Here is a 22,714-nt window from a genome sequence, read left to right on the forward strand (position 1 = left end):
TCCCCCTACTCCCCCTACTCCCCCTACTCCCCCTACTCCCCCTACTCCCCCTACTCCCCCTACTCCCCCTACTCCCTCACTTCCCGAAACCAATTACCAATTCCCAGTTATTAAGTTTGCCGACATCTAGGGTAGCGTAGTCAATAACTTGTAATTGCCAGTTGCCTTTCGCGGGTAAAGAAAGTAATTGTTTAAGGGCAGGATGCGATCGCACTGTGTAAGTATTTTGTAATTGGTTACGACGACCTAATGTGCGACTTTGTAATAATATCCGCTGATTATTAGGAGCAATTAAATAAACTTCTAAATCTCCTAAAAAATCATGGGTGATATTCACGGTAACTTGGATATCTGTGACATTGACAGCTTCATTAATAGCGATCGTACTTTTAATTCCCTGTCTATTATTATCAGGAATATTCACAACCTGAGAATTTTTGACCTGGATTTGTTTATTCGTAATTTTGGCAACCACACCCATCTGCTGCGCTAGTCTCACAGCCTTAGCTGCATTGACTTTGCCATAACCAAACCATTGACTATGACCATTACTATCATAAGTACCCCCACTCACACCCAACTGAAGATCAGGGTTATTATCCACAATTTTATCAGCCGTATCTTGCAGAATCCGTTTAACTTGTTGAGCCGTTAAATCAGGATTAGCTGATAATACCAAAGCCGCTACTCCTGCCACAATGGGAGTAGAACTAGAAGTACCGCCAAAGTTTTTAGTAAAATTTCCAGCATCATAACCAGCCGCACCTATTTGATCTGTTGTAAATACTCCCAATCCAAATAGAGAAGAAACAATTGCCGGTTGTGTATACACAAAACCAGTTTCTTGAAACCACATTCCTGGGGGAGCATTATTACTAGGAGCGCAAACAGAAACATTACCTCCCCAATTACTATAAGCAGCCTTTTTATTCAAACTAGTAGATGCAGATACAGTCATCACATCAGGATGAACAGCAAAACCGCTCAACCAATTTGTCTTACCTTGGACAATATTTTTCGGCCAATTCTGTTCATTTACAGTCCCATTAATGGGACGATTAGCATTTCCGGCTGCGAAAACAATCACACATCCTTTCCCCTTGCGTCCATTGGTAGCAGCCCGGTTAATAGCCGCTTTTTGCCGAATAGAAAGGGGGAAATAAACAGCAGAAGCTCCCCAACTACAAGAAATTACACTCGCGCCTTTTTCTACTGCCCAATCAAAAATATCCTCAATTGATTGATCATCTAAAAAACCAGTAGTGCGAATGGGCATCATTGCACAACCAGGAGCAACTCCCACAATTCCCGAACCATTTTCTTCAGCTACAGCTAATCCTGCACAAGCAGTTCCATGACTGGTTTCTTTTTCTCCAGGTAAGGGTAAAAAATCATTTTCTTTTAGATCTCTAGGAGCAATAATTTTACCTGTACCTTGAAAATCTGGATGTTTTAAATCAAAGGAATCATCTACTACAGCCACCACTATAGAACGCACACCACGAGTAGTATCCCAAGCTTGTTCTACGGAAATATGCGAACCAGCTACCAATTGATTACTACTATTATGATTGAGATACCATTGCTGGGAATAAAGAGAATCCTTGGGTTTATAATGGGGTTCTTGCTGAATGAGAATATTGGGTTCAGCCGCTAAAACTTCTGGCAATGTTTGTAAATAATTGGTAATTTTAACGGGATTTTGTGTGGATTGTTTACTAACAAGAAAAACAAAGGTATTTGGGATGCCAACTACTGGTTGATCTTGAACTAAATTCAATGTACTGGTAATAGTATTAATTTTAGTATTATCTACCCAAGTAGCAAATTGAATTGTAATTTGGTCACTGAGATAAACAAAAGTTCCAGGATTATTTTCCAATGTATAAACATGACTTACAAAATCTACATTTTCATCAGCACGGAGTTGAGACATGACTGCATCTAGCTGATTAGGAAAAACCGTATATAATTCTAGTTTCGCTTGAGGAATACTCCGCCGCCATACGCTACCAGGAATCTGTGTTAATTTTTCATGGGGAAAATTAACATTTGGACGGATAGTAAAACGATAAAGCGTTTTTTCTAGCATTAACTCTTCACCACCGCGTTGTAAGGTTAGTGACTGGCTGTTATTTGCTACATCTGATTCAGGAAAATTCGCAGGATTAATATTATCACTCATAAGAATTGGGGATTGGTGGAAAATTAATTTGGCTTGTGTCTAGATATTAGTGCATAAATTCTCTGAAAATGTGAATCTCAGTTTGAGAGTATCAGTCTTTAATGGGAATCTATTTCTCGTAGAGAGATGGAAAAATGATACATTGGGGATGCGGCTATTCTTGGAATAATAAAATAAGTAGGTGAACAGAAAAATTTAAAGGTATATAACGGTATGTAAAGTTGTCTCAATGCGAGATTCTGATTGAGTTTCAGCCATTTTACAAAACGCAATACCCCTCATTTTTATTTTGTTTACCTACTTACTATGTGACATAATAAACTAATAAACAGGCTAGACTGAATCCAAATAATATCTACTGTTAATAATCTCATGGAATTTAAGCCAAAATTTCCTATTATTTTTGTCGTCCAAGAGTATTATGAATTTTCTCATGATGAGGTAATAGGAACTAATACAAAATTTTGGTTTAAGCATAAAGAACTTGACTATTGTTTATATAAACAGATAAAATCACAATATATCGGACAGGACTGGGCAGAAAAAGTTGCATCTGAATTGTGTGAGCTTTTAGGATTACCCCATGCTATTTATGATCTAGCAGAAACTTGGAAAGGAAATCTTGGTGTAGTTTCACCTTCATTCTTGTCAAAAGGTGAGACACTAATTCATGGCAATGAAATTCTCACTCCAATTGTGCCGAACTATCCCACATTTGAAAAATATGGCGTTTCACAACATACAATAGATATTGTGCTAAAAGTGCTAGAAGCAGATCATATTAATCTCCCTATTGGTTGGACAGCACCAAGTGGTATTCAGAAAGCTGTAGAAGTGTTTGTTGGCTACCTCATGTTAGATGCTTGGATTGGTAATGGAGATCGTCACCATCACAATTGGGGTTTAGTAAGAAGTAAATTGACACCCAATATAACAGAAACTATACACTTAGCACCAACTTATGATCATGCATCTTCTTTAGGACGGGAACTATATGACGAAAAGAGACAAAAATGCTCGGTGGATTCATATATCAACAAGTGCAAATCTGCTTTTTATAGTAGTGCAGAAGATAAAAAGCCACTGAAAACTCTTGATGTATTTTATCGGTCTGCGCTTCGTTATCCCCAATCTGCTATGATTTGGCTAGAACATCTTGAACGTATATCTTAAGCAGATACTCTCTTAATTTTAAACCGAATTCCACAAAAGCGGATATCAAATATAGCAGTCGAATTTGCACAAAAGATTCTGGAATTGAACCAAAATAGATTACTTAATTTAAAGGAATTATTAGAGTGAAAACACCTCAAACACTATTTTTAGCTTGGCAAGATACCCATAGTCGCTCTTGGTTTACAATTGGTAGATTGACTTATGATGGCACAAAGTACAAATTTGTGTATACCCAAAGTGTTAAAGAGGTACAAAATACCTGTGGTTTTGAACCTTTATATTCATTTCCTGATTTAGAAAAAGTATATACATCAATCCATTTATTTCCAATTTTCTCTAATCGTTTGATGTCTCGTTCCCGTCCTGATTATGCTAATTTTCTGCAATGGTTAAATATTTCAGAACTAGAAGATGATCCCCTCGCAATTTTAGCCCGAAGTGGTGGACAACGAGAAACAGATAGTCTTGCTGTTTTCCCCTGTCCAGAAGCAGATGAAAAAGGAGAATATCAATTACACTTTTTTGCTCACGGACTACGACACCTACCTAAATGTGCCATTGAAAGAATTAATCATTTTGTGTCAACAGAAAAGTTATGGTTAGCTCATGAATTTCAAAACCCTCATGATCCTAAAGCATTAACTTTAAACACAGAAGATCATCATATTGTAGGCTATTGTCCGCGTTACTTACGAAGTGAAGTTTTTGATCTGATTTGGAAAGACCCTAGTTCAGTCAGGCTGGAAGTAGAGCGTGTAAATCTACCACCTACACCACTTCAGTTTCGCCTATTGTGTCACATAACTACTTTGTGTAAAGATGACTTTCGCCCTTTTTCTAGTCCAGAATATCAACCACTGGTGATTGATAATATCATAACAGCAAGCGGTTATTATTAGGAATTTGCAAAAGCTTATTTAACATTTTCTACCATAGGTTGTAATACCACTAAATGTAAATTATATCTAGTATCTGCTTGCAAATAACGTTGTTGTAGTGGTTGCCATTCTTGCCACAATTGATAACGATTTGCGGCTAGTAGCGTCGTTAATCCACCTAATTGAGTATCCAGTTCTGATTTGAAGATATTCTCTAACCATTCATGTAAAACCATATTATCTTGGATCATTCCCAAGATTTCTTGGATGCTTTTAATGTCATGAATATATGCGGAAAAAGACTCACCATATAATTCAGTAAATAACTCCATTTGGTAGCGGAGACGCTTGGCTTGTTTTCGCAAATCATGGAGAGTTTTACCTTCTGTTTTTAGATGTTCTTCTAATTGGTTGGGTGTCCATTTTGTTTGGACTACTATTTCTGATTCGATAATTTTAGTGCCAATTAGCCATCCTGGATGTAAGCAAAATTCACTCACTTCTGGTGAGAGTAAATCTGGTAAGATGTGATAAATTGGTATAGATGAGAAACTGCGATAACTGGGATTTTTTAACCAATTTTCACATTCATTTTTAAAAGATTTATAAGTTTCATCTTTAAATATTTTCTGAACATGAAAAACGGCATTTTCTCGTTGTTTATGCAATTCTGTAAAAGCTGTTTCTAGAGATTTTTGTTCTTTTTCAAGTAAATGCGGTTTGTAATTCTTTTCGAGAATTTCTGCAAGGACATCTAAATCTCGGAGACTACCTAAAATGCGGGCAAATTTACCAATATTTTTATCACTAACTGATTTTGGTAAAAATAAATATCTTTCAAATCTACTCACAGCAGTTCTTAACCGTCGCATTCCCACTCGCATTTGGTGAAGTGGTTCTGGATCTTCGTCTCTTTTAACTGCTTTTTCCCATTTTATGGTTTTTGTCAAGTGGTTTTCAATGGCTTGGTGTGCAGTTTCACCGAGAGTTTTGATTGATGTTGCTGAGGAGATTTTCATTGTCAGAATTAGGATGTCCAGAATTAAGGGATGAACATTGTCTGAATCAGGATGTCCAGGATTAAAGGATGAACAGGATGAAACCAGGAATTTTATTACCAATATCCAGGATTAAAGGATGAACATTGTCAGAAATGGCTAACGCCACGCTACGCGAACAGGATGTCCAGGATTAAAGGATGAACAGGATGAAACCAGGAATTTTATTACCAATTACCAGCCTCAAGTAGATAATTCACAACTTGAATTAATACTTAATTGTTGTTTAAAGATTAGTGGAAATAGCTTGTACTGGACAAGTAGGAATACATTGTTCACAGACTATGCAGCGCGATCGCACAAAGGTGAGTTTATATGTCTCTGGATTAATAGCTAGGGCTTCAGTGGGACAAACTCCCGTACATAAACCGCAGTGAACACATACATCCTCATCAATAACTATTTCACCTAAACCCAGGGAAACATGAATATGTTGCGATCGCATCCATTCAATTGCTGCATCTAACTGATCAATATCCCCCAATAATTCTACTACTAGTTTACCAATTTGATTCGGCGCAACTTGGGCGCGGATAATATTCGCAGCGACATTAAAATCCTTTGCTAGTCGGTAGGTAACAGGCATTTGAATCGCCCGTTTGGGAAAAGTCAGGGTAACTCTTTTTTTCATTATGTAAGAAAACAGTAAGATGAACTAAGTTAATAAGTCTTAATAAATTGATTATGAGTACCGAAGCCCCTGTAAATTCTAGTAACCGCATCAAAAACTTCTTAATTGCTATTGTAGCGATCGCTTTGGGAGTTGCCCTCTTCCTGGGACTTAAAACTGATTCTACCTCAGTTTCCCTGGCGGAATTGGGTAAAACTGCTATTCCCTTAGAAGTAGCTGTCAGCAATGGAAAACCTTCTCTCGTCGAGTTCTACGCCGATTGGTGTACAGTTTGCCAGAAGATGACACCCGACATGGCCAAACTCCGAGAAAAGTACAATAACAACCTGAATTTTGTCATGTTGAATGTTGATAATACCAAATGGTTGCCAGAAATGCTCAAATATCGAGTAGATGGCATTCCCCACTTTGTATTTTTGGGTAAACAAGGAGAAACCATCGCTGAAACCATTGGTGATATTCCCCGCACCATTATGGCTAGTAATTTAGAAGCCTTAATTGCCGGTTCTACCCTTCCCCACATTCAAGGTAATGGCAAAACCTCGCAATTTTCTGCACGAGTCGCCACAGATAGTAATCAAGATGATCCTCGCAGTCATAGTAATCAAGTTGTAAATTAGATGATTGGGGATTAGGAATTGGGAATTGGTATTATTTAATTATTGACTAAAAAAGCATCAAATTTATTTATATCTTCCATAAATATAGCAATCCTATTTGATTTATAAAGGAAAGGAGGTTCAGATCCCCGACTTCTTCAAGAAGTCGGGGATCTTTGTATTCGTTCATAATCTATTAACTCTATTTACCAATTCTTCAAGCTTGATTAGTTCTTCAGCAATTTTTCTCCTCAATGCAATCATAGCTCTATTCCTTGAGAAATTGCAGGTAAAATATAAGGTTTAGCGTGTTGTGCTTCCATTAAATCAAGAGAAAAATCTTCAGCAATATCCAAAAGAACACCCACTGCTTTAAAATAATCTTTTTCCGGTAAACCCCAAACAGCTAAATCAATATCAGAACGCCAACTCATTTGTTGATGATCCAATAAAGAACCGAATAAGACAACTTTTTCTGCACCAAATCTTTCTTTCAATATTTTGGCACATTGTCGAGCAATTTTTAAACCTTGCTTTTGGCGTTCTTGCATAGCAACTAGAAACTGAGGACGATTTTTTCTAGCCTCTAAAACCTCTTTGATAATTCGTTGTTTAGTAGCTTCATTAATGAGACTCATAGTTTCTCAAATACGGGAATTTTCTAAAATAATTATAACTCGATTTTATGGAAAATTGCTCTATCAGACATTACTCAAAGTAAGATAGTGTATGATTGTCTTTTTTCTCAAAATTTACTATGGCTACAATTAACGACAACTACCTGAAACTCAAAGCTGGTTATCTGTTTCCAGAAATTGCGCGACGGGTAAATGCTTTTGCCCAAGCTAACCCTGATGCTAAAATCATTCGCTTGGGGATTGGTGATGTCACTGAACCCTTACCAGAAGCTTGTCGCACAGCCATGATTAAAGCTGTAGAAGATATGGGCGATCGCTCATCTTTTAAAGGATATGGACCAGAACAAGGTTATGCTTGGTTAAGGGAGAAAATCGCCACCCACGACTTCCAGGCACGGGGAGCAGCCATAGAAGCCGATGAAATCTTCATTTCCGACGGTTCTAAGTGCGATTCTGGCAACATTCTCGATATTTTTGGCAAAAATAACATTATCGCCGTTACAGACCCAGTATACCCCGTTTACGTAGATACCAACGTCATGGCAGGTAACACGGGAGACGCGAATGAAAAAGGTGAATATGGTGGTTTAGTTTATTTACCTGTCACCGCTGAAAATAATTTCACAGCGGAAATTCCTAGCCAAAAAGTTGATTTAATTTATCTTTGCTTTCCTAATAATCCTACAGGTGCAACTGCAACTAAAGAACACTTGCAAGCCTGGGTAAATTATGCCAAAGCTAACGGTTCAATTATCTTCTTTGATGCTGCTTACGAAGCATTTATTACAGATCCTACCTTACCTCATTCTATTTTTGAAATCGAAGGTGCGAGAGATTGTGCTATTGAATTTCGTTCTTTCTCCAAAAATGCTGGGTTTACCGGAACTCGTTGCGCTTTAACTGTTGTTCCCAAAAACCTCACAGCTAAAGCTGCTGACGGTACTAATGTCGAACTTTGGAAACTCTGGAATCGTCGTCAGTCTACCAAATTTAACGGCGTTTCTTATATTATTCAACGTGGTGCAGAAGCGGTTTATTCAGAAGCAGGACAAACACAAATCAAAGCTTTGGTAAACTTCTATTTAGACAATGCTAAAATCATTCGTGAAGAACTGACAAATGCTGGTTTAAATGTTTATGGTGGTGTAAATGCCCCTTATGTATGGGTGCAAACTCCTCATGGTTTATCTAGTTGGGAATTTTTCGATAAATTATTAGAAACTGTGAATGTAGTAGGAACTCCCGGTTCTGGTTTTGGGGCTGCGGGTGAGGGTTATTTCCGCATTTCTGCCTTTAATAGTCGGGAAAATGTGGAAGAAGCCATGAAGCGAATCACCGCTAAGTTTAAGGTGTAATTCAAGTTTAATAATTTATGGTGGGTAATTCCCACCTTACTTTTGTGAAATGAAACTTCTCCTGTCATTTACAATCCGTAGAAGTCCTCATTTAAAATTTGCTCAATCGAAAAAGGAAAGGTGATAGGATATTCACTTTCTTCCGGTATCCGCACCCCAAATTTGGCAAATTTAGCTTCTTTAATTGCTAACTTACGAGCGTCGGGATAAGCTTTTTCTATAGCTTCAACCAAGAAACTTTTAAGAGAGGGAGTATCGGCTAAATTATCCAGAACCCGCTGACGATGTTCCACAACTGAACTGTACCAACTTCCCTTCATCGAATCAGGTGCATCATGTTGAATCTTTAACTTGAGTAAATGAGCCAATAAAATTTTGAGATTACTTCTGAGCGTATTCTTCTCCGATTTACCCAAATCAACTAACTCCTCAATCAAATGCTGAATATCTAGCGACTCAAATTCATGATTTTGTAACTGCTGAATTGTTTGCTCAATCCATAATTGCAAATCGCTATCATATAGGGTGTTAGACATCTTTTTAGATTTACTCCCAGTGCAAATTTTGATTTAGTGAAGTAAGAAAATTAAGCCATCAAACTCTTATCTTTTCCCTCCTGCTGTATTTAAGATGTGACAACTTCATGTAATTCATGGGGAGTCAGATGAGAATGAACAACTTCACCATCACGAAACCAAACAATCCGTTTAGTTTGTCGCGCAACTTCTGATTCATGGGTGACAATAACAACGGTAATACCACTGCTATTAAGTTCACTGAACAAGTCTAATACTTCTTGGGTAGTATGAGAATCAAGTGCGCCAGTGGGTTCGTCTGCGAGGAGAACAACAGGATTGTTGACAATGGCACGAGCGATCGCTACTCTTTGTTGTTGTCCCCCTGATAATTGGGTAGGTTTGTTGTTGAGACGTTTTTCTAAGCCAACTTTGATTAATGCGGATGTCGCCCGATCTTTTCTTTCCCCAGGTTTAACACCAGCATATACCATTGGCAGCATGACATTTTCTAGGGCTGTTAATTGATTTAATAAATGGAATTGTTGAAAGACAAAACCGAGTTTTCTATTGCGAATATGCGCCAATTCAGTATCATTCATTTGCGCGACATTCAAATTATCTAAATAATAATTTCCACTACTAGGACGATCTAAACAACCGATAATATTCATAGCTGTAGATTTGCCCGAACCAGAGGGTCCCATAATCGAACAATATTCGCCTTGTGTGATCACCAAATTTACATTATTCAGTGCCTTAACTTCTATTTCCCCAATTCCATAAATTTTGAAAATATCCTCTAATCGAATAATTGCTAATTCTGGTGCATGGGGAATATTTGCATTAGTTATTGTCAGAGTATCATCCACAAAGATTTATCCTTATGTAAAATATAATTGTAGTAAAGATTAGGAGAACCACGGGGGGATCGTCCCTACATATATTATGGGATTTTTTGGGCGATCGCATCATGTAGAATTGATATTAATCATTAACCCTCTAATTATGAGGGCAACTACGGGGTCTACACATACACATATTTATATGATCTGTTTAGGCGATCGCATTACGCCTCATGTAGAATTCTGACTTTTCCCGTTAAGTCTTGAAAGGCTTGTCAGCAAAGGATTTATTTTATTCGGTTTTTAGCTTTTTTAATGGATAAGTAGGTTGGCGTTGAAAATTGTTGTTATGGCAAGGCAAGAGGCAAGAGGCAAGAGTAAAGAAGTTTTCAGCGATTTTACGTTTCTTTACACAGTTTGGTTTTATTGTGTTCACCTACTTATTCTTATAGGGACTTCCAATTAAAAAAATACCCAAAAATTTCTTGTGGTGCGGGCATCTTGCCCGCTAATCATCAAGGACGGGTAGGATGCCCATCCCACGAAATTGGGTAATTTATTTTTTGGTGTTCCCATAGAATGCCCACATTATCATCAAAACAATAACTCACAAATAATATTTTTTCCGGATATAAGATTCAAATAACATAATCTAACAAACTTTTTCAATTTTTAATTTCTACTATTGAGCTAAATATCTGCAATTAATGGAGTATAATCTTTAAAATCAGGATATATTATTGAACATGGATTTTATCACCATTTTAGGCTTAGTTGCAGGGGCATTAACTACTATTGCTTTTTTACCACAAATGTTCCAAATATGGCGCACGAAATCAGCAAAAGATGTTTCTTATGTGATGCTGATAGTCTTCATGAGTGGTTTGTTTCTGTGGTTAGTCTATGGGATTATTCTCGGTGCTTTGCCCGTTATTCTCGCTAATGGGGTGACATTATGTTTTAACTTGATTATTCTATGGCTTAAAATTAAATATAGATAACCTTACTAAAAAAGCTGTGACATCATCTGTATTTGACTGCGAACGCCTTCTATTTACCCCTGCAACCCCCAAGCACGATGCCATTCCCGTAATTTTCGCCTTTCCCAATGAGTACACTGTGGGGATAACTAGCCTGGGTTATCAGGTGGTATGGGCGACTTTGGCCATGCGTGATGATTTGCAGGTAAGTCGCTTATTTACTGATATTCGGGAACAACTTCCTAGACATCCAGAATTATTAGGTTTTTCGATGTCTTGGGAATTAGATTATGTGAATATTTTTAATCTTTTGGAATCTTTAGAAATTCCCATTCGGGCTGATTCTCGCAATCAAAATTATCCTTTAGTTTTTGGTGGTGGACCAGTTTTGACGGCTAATCCTGAACCTTATGCCGAATTTTTCGATGTGATTTTATTGGGAGATGGTGAAAATCTGCTTGGCGATTTTATAGATACTTATAAAAAAGTCAGAAATGCTGATAGAGAAACTCAGTTAAAAACTTTAGCCCAAGTTCCGGGAATTTATATTCCTAGTTTATATGTAATAGAATATGTTACCCCAGATGGGGAAATAAAATCAATTAATCCGATTTCAGAGGAAATTCCCCCAATTATCCAAAAGCAAACTTATCGAGGCAATACTCTTTCTGCTTCTACTGTGGTGACAGAAAAAGCGGCTTGGGAAAATATTTATATGGTGGAAGTGGTGCGGAGTTGTCCCGAAATGTGCCGCTTTTGTTTAGCTAGTTATTTAACGTTGCCTTTTAGAACTGCGAGTTTGGAAAATTCTTTAATTCCTGGGATTGAACGGGGTTTAAAAGTTACAAGTCGGTTGGGTTTGTTGGGGGCTTCTGTTACTCAACATCCAGAATTTACAGAATTATTAGATTATATTGGTCAACCAAAATATGATGATGTGCGGTTGAGTGTGGCTTCTGTAAGAACCAATACAGTTACAGTTAAATTAGCCGAAACTTTGGCAAAACGAGATACAAGATCATTGACAATTGCGGTGGAAAGTGGTTCGGAAAAAGTTCGGAAAATTGTCAATAAAAAATTACATAATGATGAAATTATCCAAGCAGCTATCAATGCAAAAGCTGGTGGTTTATCTAGTTTAAAACTCTATGGAATGGTGGGAATTCCTGGGGAAGAAGCAGAAGATGTGGACGCAACTGTAAAAATGATGGAAGGCGTAAGAAAAGCTGCTCCTGGTTTGCGGTTAACACTGGGGTGTAGTACCTTTGTCCCCAAATCACACACACCATTTCAATGGTTTGGGGTAAATAAGCAAGCAGAAAAGCGGTTGCAATTGTTACAAAAGCAAATAAAACCTCAAGGTATGGAGTTTCGACCAGAAAGCTATAATTGGTCAATTATACAGGCTTTGTTGTCGAGAGGCGATCGCCGACTTTCTCCATTATTAGAATTAACCCGTGATTTTGGCGACTCTTTGGGAAGTTATAAACGGGCTTTTAAACAACTGAAAGGACAAATTCCCGACTTAGATTTTTATGTTCACAGCAATTGGTCAACTGAGCAAATTTTACCTTGGAATCACTTACATGGACCCTTACCTCAGTCTACACTAATTAAGCATTTAGCAGAAGCTACCAACTTGGAATTAAATCATAAATAATGCACACAGATACAATATTCTATCAAATCTTCCTCACCTTCCATACTCTATTATTTGAACTACTGGGACAACCCACAGAAAATGCGGAAGGTTATCAATTTACTTCTGTAGAAGTCAAAGAAAAAGCTTTTCGATTTGATGGAATATTCATGCCAGATAGTGAAGAAAAACCCATCTATTTTGTCGAAGTCCAATTTCAAAACAAACCAGAGTTTTATTGGGAATTAATTACAGAGATAAATATTTATCTCAATCAATATAAACCAGAACAAGATTGGCAAGCGGTAGCCTTATTTGCTAAACGGAGTTTAGATGTAGAAAAATTAACTAATTATCAACAGGAATTAGTCAATAGTGGAAGAATCAAACGAATTTATTTAGATGAAATAGCATCAGGGTCAATAGGGATGGGATTAATTGAATTAATTGTCAGTAAAGAAAACCAATCACAGGAATTGGTAAAAACCTTAATGGCAAGAACCAAGACGGAAGTTAGCAATGATAGTGAAAGACAAGGTATTATAGAATTACTGGAAAGTGTTTTGATGTCAAAGTTTTCCCAATTAAGTCGTCAGGAGATAGAAGCGATGTTTTTAGTGAGTGATATTAAGCAAACAAGGGTATATCAAGAAGCCAAACAGGAGGGTGAACAAGAAGGAAGACAAGAAGGTGAGAGAAGCTTACTGTTACGAATATTATCGAAGCGGGTTGGAAAATTGATTACTCGCCATATTGAAAGCATCAACAGCTTGACAATAGCACAGCTAGAAGACCTGGGAGAAGCATTATTAGATTTTGGAGATATTAACGACTTAGAAGAATGGCTAAAATCCCACACAGAATCATAAATAATGCACACAGATACAATATTCTATCAAATCTTCCTCACCTTCCATACTCTATTATTTGAACTACTGGGACAACCCACAGAAAATGCGGAAGGTTATGAGTTTACATCTGTAGAAGTCAAAGAAAAAGCCTTTCGATTTGATGGAATATTCATGCCAGATAGTGAAGAAAAACCCATCTATTTTGTCGAAGTCCAATTTCAAAATAAACCAGAATTTTACTGGGAATTAATCACAGAGATAAATATTTATCTCAATCAATATAAACCAGAACAAGACTGGCAGGCAGTAGCTTTATTTGCTAAACGTAGTTTAGATGTGGAAAGATTAACTAATTACCAACAAGAATTAGTCAATAGTGGTCGCATCAAACGAATTTATTTAGATGAAATACCATCAGGTTCAATAGGTGTAGGGTTAATTGAATTAATTGTCAGTAAAGAAAACCAATCACCACAATTAGTTCAAAACTTGATGGCAAGAACAAAAACAGAAGTTAGCAATGAGAGAGAAAGACAAGGTATTATAGAGTTATTGGAAACTGTCTTAGTGTCAAAGTTTTCCCAATTAAGCCGTCAGGAGATAGAAGCCATGTTTTTAGTAAGTGATATTAAGCAAACAAGGGTATATCAAGAAGCAAAGCAGGAAGGTGAACAAGAAGGTAGACAAGAAGGTAGACAAGAAGGTAGACAGGAAGGTAGACAAGAAGGTGAAAAAATCTTACTGCTGCGGCAGTTATCTAAGCGGTTTGGAAAATTGATTACTCGCCATATCGAAAGTATTAACAGCTTGACAATAGCACAGCTAGAAGACCTCGGAGAAGCATTATTAGATTTTGGAGATATTAATGACTTAGAACAATGGCTAAAATCCCACACAGAATTATAGATTTAGAGATTTCTACCTTCTGACTGAAAATGAATCAAATTATTACTCAAGTAGACGCTTTCACTAATACTCCATTTAAAGGAAATCCTGCGGCTGTATGTGTTTTAGATAGTCCACAATCTGAAGCATGGATGCAAAATATCGCCCAGGAAATGAACTTATCAGAAACCGCTTTTTTAGTTAAACAAGATGATGGGTTTAATTTGCGCTGGTTTACTCCCACGGTAGAAGTTCCCCTGTGTGGACACGCTACCTTAGCCAGCGCTCATGTATTATGGTCACAAGGGCATTTATTACCAAATCAGGAGGCGCGTTTTTATACAAAAAGTGGTATACTAATAGCTAAACTAGAAAATGATTGGATTCAGTTAGATTTTCCGGTGAATCTCTCTCAATCTGCGGAATCACCTCCAGAATTAAGTCAAGTTTTAGGAGTAACTTGTAAATCTGTTGTCCAAAATTCTCTCGGCTATTTAGTAGAAGTAGAATCTGAGCAATTAGTCAGAGAAATGCAGCCGAATTTCCAGCAGATGAAAACCTTAACAAAGGCGGATATTATCGTTACTAGCATTGCTGATTCTGGTTCAGAATATGATTTTGTCTCCCGCTTTTTTGCCCCCATGTTAGGAATTGATGAAGATCCGGTAACAGGTGCAGCACATTGTTGTTTAGCACCTTTTTGGCGGGATAAATTGGGAAAAGATGAATTTTTGGCTTATCAAGCTTCCAATCGCGGTGGAGTGGTGAAAATGTACTATCCAGGAGCCAACCGCGTCTTTCTATCTGGACAAGCTGTAATAGTAATGCAAGGACAATTAACTTTAGGTTAAGAATATATCAGATCCCCGACTTCTTAGAGAAGTCGGGGATCTTTAGACAAGAATTAAGTTAATATTTGTAATTAAATTTTTATATTTAAGATGACACTTATCGGGCATTATTGACTGTAAACCTCCTTTAATGTAGGAAGTTGAGCAGTAAATACATTGGAGGGTCCATTTTTTATAGGTGATAATGTTAGTAATACATTCCTAAAGAGGGATGGCGATTTGATAAGAGTGTTAAAATTCAGAAAATAAAATCCCAGTAAATCCTGAATTTTTACATAAAATTAACCCATACTAAAAACTCCAAAAATGACCACTAACCGTGCAACTAATAGAAATTTACTTCAAAAATCCGATTGGCCCGTTAAAGACTTACCAGGATTGAGTGCAGAAGATCAAGCTCAACTCAAAAATTGTGGCATTAATACCACAGAAGAACTAATCAAAAGAGGAAAAACTCCAGAAGAGAGAATAGTATTAGCAGGTAAATTACAGGTAAATATCCATTCTGTGAATAAATGGGTAGTTTTAGCAGGTTTAGCCCGTGTTCCCAGTGTAGGAACTCAATATTGCGGTGTATTACTTCACTCTGGGGTTATTTCCATAGCTCAACTAGCCCAAACTCCTACTCACAGATTGCATAGACAAGTTATGCGCTTGCAAGTAGCGACATTGCATAACCGGGATTTGTGTCCAGCAGTTGAATTAGTACAACAGTGGAGTCATCAAGCGCAAGCAATGGGTAATTAGTCAGTTGTCAGTGGTAATAATTATTGCCTATTGCCTATTCCTTTGCTAGGACACCGTTAAGAAAGATATCCGCTAACCCCTCCGCCATTTTTTGCATTTCTTGGGGGGAGGCGTTGGGGTCTATGAGGGTATGATCAGAGAAACCGGCGATCGCAAATAAACCTAAAAAAACTTTAGCTCCAAGTTTGGCATCCATCTGACGATAGATGCCTTTATCTATTGCAGTTTGAAAAAATGCTTCAGCAACATCTGTCATTTTATCAATAACTTCTGTTTGAATGCGATCGCGCAAATCTGGATGAAATTGCACTTCCATGAAGCAAACGCGCATAATATCGGCGTTTTTTTGTAAATTCCACATCCGTCGCCGCATAACTTGAGCGATCGCCTTATAGCTACCCATTTCGCTAAGTTCTGTCAGTAAATCTGTGAGAATATCCACCCAACCGCTAGTGGCCACTTCCACCAAAATTGCTTTTTTATTGGCAAAATGACGAAAGAGAGTTCCTTCAGCTACCCCTGCGGTTTGTGCTAAATCACGGGTTGTAGTTCCCTCGAACCCTTTGGCTGCAAATAACCGCTGTGCTGCTTGCAAAATACGTCCGCGCGTCTGCGTTTCTGATGATGGAGGAGAACTAAAAATCCGCATAGTAGTTATTTTGATATCTTTAAAACAAGATTCGTAGCCCTATTGTGCAACACCAAATGCTAAAAATACAAAAAGCTTAATAGAAGATAACTCTCTTTTTGTTAAGTAGTCTATTTCTCAAGTAATGTAAATTTACTTTAACTTTTGCTTATGCACCAGACAATTTTAAATTTCTTCATGGGTAACGTTAAAAAATTCCCATTCCGTCGTCTATTAGCCACCATTTTGGCGTTAATAGTATTTAGTGGGGGATGGATACCGGAAACAGCTTTAGCCCTGCAAAAATCCCAAAGTTCCATTCAACCTTACCTAGAACAAGTAATTAATCGTCTCACTGAATTTCGCCTGGATAATGGGCTAAAATTCATCGTTTTAGAAAGACATCAAGCCCCAGTAGTTTCCTTTCTCACCTATGCTGATGTCGGTGGCATTGATGAACCAGATGGACAAACAGGGGTAGCCCACTTTCTCGAACATCTAGCATTTAAAGGCACAAAGCGCATCGGCACTACAGACTATCAAGCCGAAGCACCACTTTTAGCCAAGTTAGAAAATTTAGATAACCAAATCAAAACTGCAAAAACCAGCGAAAAAAAAGCTGAAATAGTCGGGTTAGAAACTGAATTTAAATCAGTAGAATCTCAAGCCCTGAAATTAGTTAAACAAAACGAAATGGGGCAAATAGTTGAACAAGCTGGAGGTGTGGGTTTAAATGCTAATACTTCTTCCGAAGCTACTCGCTATTTTTATAGCTTTCCATCGAATAAATTAGAACTATGGATGTCCTTGGAATCAGATCGGTTTTTAGATCCTGTATTTCGAGAATTCTATAAAGAAAAAGAAGTAATTTTGGAAGAAAGACGCTTACGAGTCGAAAATTCTCCTATCGGTCAGATGGTAGAAAAATTCATAGATGCGGCTTTCAAAGTTCATCCTTATCGCCGACCAGTAATTGGTTATGATCAAGATATTCGCAACTTAACACCAGAGAATGTTAAGAAGTTTTTTGATGCTTATTATGCTCCCAGTAATTTAACAATTGCGATTGTCGGCGATGTCAATCCCGCTGAAGTCAAAAAACTGGCACAAACTTATTTTGGACGTTATCAAGCTAAACCTAAACCCCAACAAAAATTACCTGTAGAACCCCAGCAAACCGCCACCAGGGAAGTTACTTTAGAACTATCTACCCAACCTTGGTATTTAGAAGGTTATCATCGTCCGGCTGTTACTCATCCTGATAATGCAGTTTATGAAATAATTGGCAGTTTATTGAGTGACGGGAGAACATCAAGACTTTATAAGTCTTTAGTAGAAAAACAAAGTTTAGCTCTAAATGCTCAAGGTTCTAGTGGCTTTCCAGGAGATAAATATCCTAATCTGATCTTCTTTTATGCTCTCACGTCTCCAGGGAAAACAGTAGATGAAGTAGCGATCGCCTTACGCCAAGAAATTGATAAATTGAAAACTGAACCTGTATCTGCGGTGGAATTGGCACGACTAAAAACCCAAGCCAGAGCCGGTTTGTTACGCAGCCTTGATTCTAATTCCGGCATGGCAGCACAGTTGTTAGAATATGAAGTCAAAACCGGTTCTTGGCGCAATTTATTTCAGCAATTAGAGAAAATTGCCGCTGTTACTCCTGAAGATATTCAAAGAGTAGCCCAAGCCACATTTATACCAGAAAATCGCATAGTTGGCAAGTTGTTATCCAAACAACCAGGATAGTACCACAAGGCATAAGTCAAAAGTAATATTGAGCAAGATTTTTGGCGATTAAGAATAGTGGGTTTACTTGCGCCATGCTGTGCTAGAAATCCAAAATTCAAACAGGATTAAAGATTAATCCTGTCAATCCTTTAATCTTGATAGCGAAGCGCGGCGTTAGCCATAAATCCTGATCCAAATTTGAAGATAGATATGTTGAGGTTTGATTTGAAAAGCAAAAAATTCCACTTTTCTAAGGGACAAAGATTTGTTTTTACATTGGTGATTGTTGTTGCTTGTTTGCTCGTAAATTTGAATTTTTCTTGGGCAGCAACCACAGCAAAGCATTACAATGAATTACAATTTCCGCCAGTATCAGCAATTAAATTACCTAAGTATGAAAGGTATGTCCTAAAAAATGGTTTAGTAGTTTATTTGATGGAAGATCATGAACTACCATTGGTAAGTGGTACAGCACTAATCAGAACAGGTAGCCGTTGGGAACAAGCGGAAAAGGCAGGTTTAGCTTCTTTGGTGGGTTCTACATTGCGAAGTGGTGGCACTCAAAAACATTCCGCAGATGAATTAAATGAAATTCTAGAACAACGGGCTGCCTCTGTGGAAACAGATATGGGTGAGGCTGCTGGCAGTGCTAGTTTTGAAGCCCTGACTGAAGACGTAGACATGGTGTTTGGGCTATTTACTGAGGTACTTCGAGAACCGGCTTTTGCACAGGAAAAGTTGGATGTGGATAAAACTCAAATTCGCGGTAGTATTGCTCGACGCAATGATAATCCTAATAGTATTGCCAGTCGAGAGTTGAGAAAATTAATTTATGGGCAAGAAAGTCCTTATGCCCGGACAGTTGAATATGCAACTCTCGATAAAATTTCCCGTGATGATTTGCTGAAATTTTATCAACAGTATTTTCACCCCAATAAGATCATTTTAGGGATTGTGGGTGATTTTAATGCTCAAAAAATGCGATCGCTCATACAAGCCAAATTAGGTGACTGGGAACCAAATCCGCAAATTGCCAAAACCCCATTACCACAAGTCACTCAAGCTAACTTAGGTGGTGTATATTTCGTTAATCAACCTCAACTCACCCAAAGTAGCGTCTTACTTGGTCATTTAGGCGGAAAATTCGACAATCCCGATTATCCAGCCTTAGATGTCATGAATGGCGTTTTAAATAGTTTTGGCGGACGTTTATTTAATGAATTGCGATCGCGTCAAGGTTTAGCTTATTCTGTCTATGGTATGTGGAGTCCCCGGTTTGACTATCCAGGAACATTCGTCGCTGGAGGACAAACCCGCACAGAAACCACAGTTCAGTTTATCAAATCCCTAGAAACAGAAATTAAACGGCTACAAACCGCAAATATCACAGTCCAAGAATTAAATAAAGCCAAAGACTCCACCTTAAACTCCTTTGTCTTCAACTTTCAAGATCCTAGCCAAACATTATCCAGATTAATGCGATACGAATATTATGGTTATCCCGCCGATTTCCTATTTCGTTATCAAAAAGCCATCACTACCACCACAACCGCAGACGTGAAACGAGTAGCGCAGAAATACTTAAAACCAGAAAACTTAGTCACCTTAGTAGTCGGAAACCAATCTGATATGAAACAACCCTTAACCAATTTAGCCGCCAAAGTCACAACCATAGATATTACCATTACAGGCACTCAACCAGCAGCTAAGAATTAATAGAATTTAATTTAGATCCCCGACTTCTTAAAGAAGTCGGGGATCTGGCTATTTTCGTTATTAATTTAAAATAGTTCTTCCTCGTCAATACTATGATAACACACTGAAAATTTTTTGTCAACACCATAAAATCACTTTTTTCCGGTTGGTGTTTTTGTGTTAGCCGGAGGGTAGGTTAGCTTGCACCTAACCCACCAACAACTGATTCCGCAAACCCTACGGACTTACTTGAGGATTTTTGGAGTTATTTTTTTCCTTCTCTAAAAGCTCCTCAACTGCATGAAAATCAGACCAGACAGTTGCACCGTGTTCATAGTTATCAATCCCCACCTTATCAGCTTCAGGATTAACACGCAGCTTACCAATAGCATTGAGTCCAGTAAACATTAAAAAGGCAAAACCAAGAGTGAAAACTGATACTGCGACTACGCCCAAAATCTGCACACCCAGCAAATCAAAACCACCACCTAATAAAAATCCAGCTTTTTTATTCAAAGTCAGTTCTGGTTGACCTAAAAAACCAACTGCAAGTGTACCCATCATGCCATTAATACCATGAACAGAAAATGCTCCCGCAGGATCATCAATTTTACATGATTCAATAATATCAATTCCTGAAACTACTAAAATTCCCCCAGTTAAGCCAATCACAACCGCCGCCCAAGGTGCTATAAAAGCACAACCAGCGGTAATACCTACCAAACCTGCCAAAGAACCATTCAGACAATAGACTAAATCCCATTTACGTGAACGACTATATTGATAAAACAGCGCCGCTAACGCCCCAGCACCAGCCCCCAGGGTCGTATTCAGGGTGATTAAACCAATTAAGCCAGGATTACCAGTACCGAGGGTTGAACCGGGGTTAAAGCCGTACCAGCCAAACCAGAGAATCATAGTTCCCAAAGCTGCCAAACCTAAGTTATGGGCTGGAGGAATCTGCCCCCAAGGAGTTCGTCCAGGGCGTGGACCAAGTAAAAAAGCACCAACTAAAGCTGTCCAACCACCAACGGTATGAACCACTGTACTACCAGCAAAATCATGAAAACCTATTTTCGATAACCAGCCGCTGGAGTTCCATACCCAATGCACAATCACGGGATAGCTGAACGCAGCCATGACAGCGCTGTAGATTAAATCACCGATAAAGTCCGTTCTCCCAGCCATTGCCCCAGTAGTAATTGTACTGGCAGTAGCCGCAAAAGCAAACTGAAAGAAGAACAAAGTATAAGCATTGAGTCCTGAAGCTATTCCTGGTACACCACCATTAGTAAAAGTACCGTTAACTGGTAATTGACTTAAGAAAAAAGTGTCTGTACCAATAAACCCACCAGCACTTGTACCAAAAGCGATGCCAAAGCCCACACCCCACCAGATGAGAATGGTGACAGCCGCATCAATAAAGTTTTCTAATAGGGCATTAACTACACCTCTTCGGCGCAGCAAACCTGCCTCTAACATGGAAAATCCAGTCTGCATGAAAAATACTAAAAAGCCTGTGAGTAGTACCCAGGTAGTATCAATGGAAATTTGTAATTGCTGAGTTGTGGCATTTAAGGATTCCAGTGTCACAGGATCTGCAGCTTGGACAACTGTGGGGGCAAAAATTGCCAAAACCATTGCACCTATAGCTAGTGCTAAAAGACGATATAAAGGACGAATACGTTTATTCATGGTTGTTATTCTTATTGCTGACTCAGTAATTCCCGATTTCTTGATGTTTGCTGAATAGAATTAGCTGACTTTATATTTGATTAAAAAAACATTCTGTATTAAAGAGTACATTTTCTTTGTGGTTATGTGAATTATTCACTCTGCAATAAGTACCGCGATAAAATTAATTATACATTGATGATTTACCAATTCTTCGCCAGTTAAGGATTTCAGCCCAGATTTTTGTGTAATTAATTTTGTTCAATTACTTAGTACATAAGATTACTGCACACCATACTATAAGTATTTACTATGGTTCAGGATTTATAATCACTATTAGACATCTCCAGAAAAGAATGTAGAGCCGAGAATCCCTACCCATGGAATGTCTCTACAAGGGTTCTAGGATACGCATATTTAATTTCTGGAGATGTCCATTGAACATCCTTCGCATATAAAAATCTGATATTTATTACGTAAAGATATACTTCTTTAAAAAATTAAAAAATTAGATCCCCGACTTCTCAAAGAAGTCGGGGATATGAAAACCGCACCAACTAACACCAAATCCGACCACGACGGAAAGGTTTATCAGGTTCAGTTTGTTGGGCTTTTTGTCTAGCCATTTCCTGCGACCAAAAACCATAATCTTCCAAACCAGTTGACAAAATATTACGTTTAATTTCTGCTGTTTGTTTGGGTTCTGGTTGACTCGAATTTGCGGGGGTTTTCTTTGGTTTACTCATAATTTTGATAACTCCTAAATTACACAACTGCAAGAAGATTTAATTTGCTGATAACTACGATTTTGAAATGCAGCGGGGTCATTATAATTAGCACCATGTAATAAGTCCATGCGAATGCTAACTAAGTCCTCGACTCTACCATGAATGACATCAACAGAACGATGAGGATAAATAATATCTGGTCTTTTTACCGGAGGGGAAAGTTTGGGTAATCTCATAATCAATTTTAGATTGTAGATTTTGGAAATTGATTTCTCATTTCCTCGTTTTTCGCGTTTCTCGTTCCCATACTCCGTATGGGAATGAATTCTAGAAGGCTCTGCCTTCTATTAAAGCAGAGTCAGAGCCTCTGTAACCGCATTCCCAGTCAGAGACTGGGAACGAGATAACGAGATAAAAGACTTTGT

General features: G+C 38.0%; 22 protein-coding genes. 12 read left to right on the plus strand and 10 right to left on the minus strand.

The genetic code is table 11. The annotated features are described in order from the left end of the window. Nucleotides 1–76: 76 nt before the first annotated feature. Nucleotides 77–2,185 carry a S8 family serine peptidase gene (locus HEQ36_RS23300; RefSeq protein WP_053539198.1) on the minus strand — a complete coding sequence of 703 codons (2,109 nt, stop codon included), beginning with the start codon at nucleotides 2,183–2,185 and terminating at the stop codon, nucleotides 77–79. A 372-nt stretch (nucleotides 2,186–2,557) separates the two neighbouring features. Between HEQ36_RS23300 and HEQ36_RS23305 the strand changes: the two genes are divergently transcribed. Both HEQ36_RS23305 and HEQ36_RS23310 read left to right on the plus strand, forming a co-directional pair. Next, a complete protein-coding gene (locus tag HEQ36_RS23305; RefSeq protein WP_233455577.1) occupies nucleotides 2,558–3,358 on the plus strand; it encodes a HipA-like protein in 801 nt (266 codons plus the stop codon). Between the two features lie 125 nt (nucleotides 3,359–3,483). Further along, complete coding sequence (locus HEQ36_RS23310) at nucleotides 3,484–4,260, plus strand: HIRAN domain-containing protein (protein ID WP_168637014.1); 777 nt, start codon at nucleotides 3,484–3,486, stop codon at nucleotides 4,258–4,260. Between the two features lie 14 nt (nucleotides 4,261–4,274). On the opposite strand, the gene HEQ36_RS23315 is transcribed toward HEQ36_RS23310, so the two are convergent. Both HEQ36_RS23315 and HEQ36_RS23320 read right to left on the minus strand, forming a co-directional pair. Further along, nucleotides 4,275–5,258: a CHAD domain-containing protein gene (locus HEQ36_RS23315; protein ID WP_168637015.1), complete on the minus strand. Its 984-nt coding sequence runs from the start codon at nucleotides 5,256–5,258 to the stop codon at nucleotides 4,275–4,277. Nucleotides 5,259–5,523: 265 nt separating this feature from the next. Continuing rightward, nucleotides 5,524–5,928: an NIL domain-containing protein gene (locus HEQ36_RS23320; RefSeq protein WP_027404943.1), complete on the minus strand. Its 405-nt coding sequence runs from the start codon at nucleotides 5,926–5,928 to the stop codon at nucleotides 5,524–5,526. 53 nt (nucleotides 5,929–5,981) lie between these two features. Between HEQ36_RS23320 and HEQ36_RS23325 the strand changes: the two genes are divergently transcribed. Next, nucleotides 5,982–6,548, plus strand: coding sequence for a thioredoxin family protein (locus HEQ36_RS23325; protein WP_168637016.1), 567 nt, complete (start codon nucleotides 5,982–5,984; stop codon nucleotides 6,546–6,548). A 239-nt stretch (nucleotides 6,549–6,787) separates the two neighbouring features. Here HEQ36_RS23325 and HEQ36_RS23330 read toward each other — a convergent pair whose 3' ends face one another. After that, nucleotides 6,788–7,165 carry a nucleotidyltransferase domain-containing protein gene (locus HEQ36_RS23330; protein ID WP_168637017.1) on the minus strand — a complete coding sequence of 126 codons (378 nt, stop codon included), beginning with the start codon at nucleotides 7,163–7,165 and terminating at the stop codon, nucleotides 6,788–6,790. 119 nt (nucleotides 7,166–7,284) lie between these two features. On the opposite strand from HEQ36_RS23330, the gene HEQ36_RS23335 reads away from it, so the two are divergent. Further along, complete coding sequence (locus tag HEQ36_RS23335) at nucleotides 7,285–8,520, plus strand: LL-diaminopimelate aminotransferase (protein ID WP_053539203.1); 1,236 nt, start codon at nucleotides 7,285–7,287, stop codon at nucleotides 8,518–8,520. A 68-nt stretch (nucleotides 8,521–8,588) separates the two neighbouring features. On the opposite strand, the gene HEQ36_RS23340 is transcribed toward HEQ36_RS23335, so the two are convergent. Beyond that, entirely contained in the window at nucleotides 8,589–9,056 is a 468-nt protein-coding gene (locus tag HEQ36_RS23340; RefSeq protein WP_027404938.1) for a DUF29 domain-containing protein, read from the minus strand. 89 nt (nucleotides 9,057–9,145) lie between these two features. Continuing rightward, complete coding sequence (locus HEQ36_RS23345; RefSeq protein WP_039204811.1) at nucleotides 9,146–9,907, minus strand: ABC transporter ATP-binding protein; 762 nt, start codon at nucleotides 9,905–9,907, stop codon at nucleotides 9,146–9,148. Nucleotides 9,908–10,626: 719 nt separating this feature from the next. Between HEQ36_RS23345 and HEQ36_RS23350 the strand changes: the two genes are divergently transcribed. The 6 genes from HEQ36_RS23350 (at nucleotide 10,627) to HEQ36_RS23375 (ending at nucleotide 15,833) form a co-directional block, all read left to right on the plus strand. Continuing rightward, complete coding sequence (locus HEQ36_RS23350) at nucleotides 10,627–10,881, plus strand: SemiSWEET transporter (protein WP_027404936.1); 255 nt, start codon at nucleotides 10,627–10,629, stop codon at nucleotides 10,879–10,881. Between the two features lie 16 nt (nucleotides 10,882–10,897). Continuing rightward, complete coding sequence (locus HEQ36_RS23355) at nucleotides 10,898–12,520, plus strand: radical SAM protein (protein ID WP_168637018.1); 1,623 nt, start codon at nucleotides 10,898–10,900, stop codon at nucleotides 12,518–12,520. Continuing rightward, a complete protein-coding gene (locus tag HEQ36_RS23360) occupies nucleotides 12,520–13,368 on the plus strand; it encodes an Rpn family recombination-promoting nuclease/putative transposase (RefSeq protein WP_168637019.1) in 849 nt (282 codons plus the stop codon). The genes HEQ36_RS23355 and HEQ36_RS23360 overlap by 1 nt, the downstream gene beginning before the upstream one ends. 3 nt (nucleotides 13,369–13,371) lie before the next feature. After that, complete coding sequence (locus tag HEQ36_RS23365; protein WP_168637020.1) at nucleotides 13,372–14,256, plus strand: Rpn family recombination-promoting nuclease/putative transposase; 885 nt, start codon at nucleotides 13,372–13,374, stop codon at nucleotides 14,254–14,256. A 29-nt stretch (nucleotides 14,257–14,285) separates the two neighbouring features. Continuing rightward, a complete protein-coding gene (locus tag HEQ36_RS23370; RefSeq protein ID WP_053539206.1) occupies nucleotides 14,286–15,086 on the plus strand; it encodes a PhzF family phenazine biosynthesis protein in 801 nt (266 codons plus the stop codon). Between the two features lie 306 nt (nucleotides 15,087–15,392). Then, a complete protein-coding gene (locus HEQ36_RS23375) occupies nucleotides 15,393–15,833 on the plus strand; it encodes a DUF4332 domain-containing protein (RefSeq protein WP_039204813.1) in 441 nt (146 codons plus the stop codon). Between the two features lie 34 nt (nucleotides 15,834–15,867). On the opposite strand, the gene HEQ36_RS23380 is transcribed toward HEQ36_RS23375, so the two are convergent. Beyond that, nucleotides 15,868–16,482, minus strand: a complete 615-nt coding sequence (locus HEQ36_RS23380) for a TetR/AcrR family transcriptional regulator (RefSeq protein ID WP_053539207.1) — start codon at nucleotides 16,480–16,482, stop codon at nucleotides 15,868–15,870. A gap of 177 nt (nucleotides 16,483–16,659) precedes the next feature. Between HEQ36_RS23380 and HEQ36_RS23385 the strand changes: the two genes are divergently transcribed. Then, complete coding sequence (locus HEQ36_RS23385) at nucleotides 16,660–18,210, plus strand: pitrilysin family protein (protein ID WP_233455578.1); 1,551 nt, start codon at nucleotides 16,660–16,662, stop codon at nucleotides 18,208–18,210. 192 nt (nucleotides 18,211–18,402) lie between these two features. After that, nucleotides 18,403–19,908, plus strand: coding sequence for a pitrilysin family protein (locus HEQ36_RS23390; RefSeq protein WP_168637022.1), 1,506 nt, complete (start codon nucleotides 18,403–18,405; stop codon nucleotides 19,906–19,908). Between the two features lie 216 nt (nucleotides 19,909–20,124). Here HEQ36_RS23390 and HEQ36_RS23395 read toward each other — a convergent pair whose 3' ends face one another. The 3 genes from HEQ36_RS23395 to HEQ36_RS23405 all read right to left on the minus strand — a co-directional run bounded on the left by HEQ36_RS23395 (nucleotide 20,125) and on the right by HEQ36_RS23405 (nucleotide 22,525). Further along, nucleotides 20,125–21,582, minus strand: coding sequence for an ammonium transporter (locus tag HEQ36_RS23395; RefSeq protein WP_168637023.1), 1,458 nt, complete (start codon nucleotides 21,580–21,582; stop codon nucleotides 20,125–20,127). Nucleotides 21,583–22,118: 536 nt separating this feature from the next. Beyond that, nucleotides 22,119–22,307, minus strand: a complete 189-nt coding sequence (locus tag HEQ36_RS23400; protein WP_233455579.1) for a cyanobactin biosynthesis PatC/TenC/TruC family protein — start codon at nucleotides 22,305–22,307, stop codon at nucleotides 22,119–22,121. 14 nt (nucleotides 22,308–22,321) lie between these two features. Next, a complete protein-coding gene (locus tag HEQ36_RS23405; protein WP_015081394.1) occupies nucleotides 22,322–22,525 on the minus strand; it encodes a cyanobactin biosynthesis system PatB/AcyB/McaB family protein in 204 nt (67 codons plus the stop codon). Nucleotides 22,526–22,714 lie beyond the last annotated feature (189 nt).

The sequence above is a fragment of the Anabaena sp. 54 genome (genome assembly GCF_017355725.1).
GTDB classification, from domain to species: Bacteria; Cyanobacteriota; Cyanobacteriia; order Cyanobacteriales; family Nostocaceae; genus Dolichospermum; species Dolichospermum heterosporum.